This window comes from Microbacterium sp. SA156 (genome assembly GCF_049065455.1).
GTDB classification, from domain to species: domain Bacteria; phylum Actinomycetota; class Actinomycetes; order Actinomycetales; family Microbacteriaceae; genus Microbacterium; species Microbacterium barkeri.
This window is the reverse complement of sequence record NZ_JBAKGU010000036.1, coordinates 1-1448: the sequence shown is the minus strand read 5'-3', so window position 1 is coordinate 1448 and position 1448 is coordinate 1. Positions and strand designations below refer to the sequence as shown.

The 1448-nt window shown below is 73.3% G+C and carries 2 protein-coding genes; both read left to right on the top strand.

The window, feature by feature from the left end; translation table 11 throughout:
- On the top strand, window positions 1-670 hold a 670-nt coding region (locus ACOWU6_RS16810; protein WP_421076400.1), incomplete at its 5' end, for a hypothetical protein.
- Window positions 667-1448 (top strand): DUF222 domain-containing protein (locus tag ACOWU6_RS16805; RefSeq protein ID WP_421076399.1); only part of this gene is annotated, 782 nt, incomplete at its 3' end. The genes ACOWU6_RS16810 and ACOWU6_RS16805, both read left to right, overlap by 4 nt.

Genomic DNA, 1448 nt, shown 5'->3' with positions numbered 1-1448 from the left:
TATGGCGAAGGAGCCAGGATTCGAACCTCTCTTCCCGGGCGCGGCGGTCCGGGACGCGCTGACGCGACTGGAAGGCCTGGCCGAGGGCGTGCGCGGGGTGACGGATGCGGACCTGATCGCGTTCGCGGGGGAGGTCGAGCACCTCGGGCGCACGCTCGATGCGCTGCGCACCCGGGTCGCGGGAGAGATCGATGCCCGCTCCCGCCGCGGTGACGACGACCCGCTCGCGGGCCGGTACGGGTGCCGCACCGGGCTCGAACTGCTCGAACGCCTCACCGGGGCGTCGAACCGGGAGCTGCGCGGGCGGGTGCGGCTGGATGAAGCCACCCGCACCCGCACCGCCCTGACCGGGCAGGACCTCGATCCCCGGTGCGTGCACGTGGCCGCCGGGCTCGCGTCCGGGCTGCTCGGTGTGGAAGCGGCCGCGGGGATCGTGAAGGCCGTCGACACCGCCCGCCGCGGCGGCGGGCACCCCGACCGGGTCGAGCTCATGGAACGCCACCTCGTCGCCCTCGCCACCGGCACCATCACCCCCGACACCGACCCCGACACGGACACGGGCGTTGCCGACGCGGACGCGGAGGCCGACGCGGSCGCGGAKGCGGACGCGGACGCGGGGCGGGATCCGCCGAACCCGACCCCGACCGGCCCGAACGCGACCGCACCCTGAACCTCACACCCCTGCCCAGCGGAGCCTTCCGGGTCAACGGCACCCTCGTCCCCGAAGCCGGCGCCCTCCTGCAGAACCTCCTCTCCGCCCACACCAACCCCGCCCGCCACGTCACCTTCACCGAAACCAGCGACGCGGGCTCAGGCGAAGTCGATCCGAGCAACGACCCGGGCGCGGATGCCGCGGAGTTCGGTCCGGTCATGCCGGACACCCGCTCGCCCGCGCAGAAACGGCACGACGCGTTCTTCGCGATGATCCAGGCCGCCTCACGCGCCGCCGAGACCCCCACCCTCGGCGGCGCCGCCCCCACCGTCATGATCCACATCACCGCCGACGACCTCACCACCACAGACACCGGCGGCGGCCGGCACGGCATCGCGCACCTCGACGGCGTCGACGCGCCCGTCCCCGCGACCGTGGCCCGCCGGATCGGATGCACCGGAGACATCCTCCGCGCCCTCTTCAGCCCCGAAGGACGCATCCTCGAGCTGCGCAGCATCCAACGCTGCTTCACCCCCACCCAGCGCAAAGCCATCGTCGCCCGCGACGGAGGATGCATCATCCCCGGCTGCACCATCCCCGCCGCCTGGTGCGAGATCCACCACGTCCAAGACCACGCCCGAGGCGGCCCCACCGAAACCGACAACGGCGTCCTGCTCTGCTGGTGGCACCACCACCACCTCGACACCTCCGGCTGGAACATCCACATGCACCACGGCGTGCCCTACATCGTCCCGCCCCGCTGGATCGACCGCGACTGCACACCCCGCCCCGCACA